Source organism: Streptococcus penaeicida (assembly GCF_002887775.1).
Classification (GTDB): Bacteria; Bacillota; Bacilli; order Lactobacillales; family Streptococcaceae; genus Streptococcus; species Streptococcus penaeicida.
Genome location: NZ_LOCM01000103.1, coordinates 1 through 221, shown reverse-complemented (window position 1 = coordinate 221; position 221 = coordinate 1). Strand labels below are relative to the sequence as shown.

Here is a 221-nt window from a genome sequence, read left to right as displayed (position 1 = left end):
TAAGATATAGTTATTCAATTTTGAGTGGACTAAAAAGTTAAGTGACGATAGCCTAGGAGATACACCTGTACCCATGCCGAACACAGTAGTTAAGCCTAGAACGCCTGAAGTAGTTGGGGGTTGCCCCTGTTAGATACGGAAGTCGCTTAGCTTAGGAACACTCAATGGGAGTTTAGCTCAGCTGGGAGAGCATCTGCCTTACAAGCAGAGGGTCAGCGGTT

At 46.2% G+C, this 221-nt stretch carries 1 rRNA gene; it reads left to right on the top strand.

The features are described 5' to 3' along the window. Positions 1 to 37: 37 nt before the first annotated feature. Positions 38 to 151: ribosomal RNA gene (rrf, locus tag AT575_RS10460) — 5S ribosomal RNA — on the top strand. Positions 152 to 221: the final 70 nt, after the last annotated feature.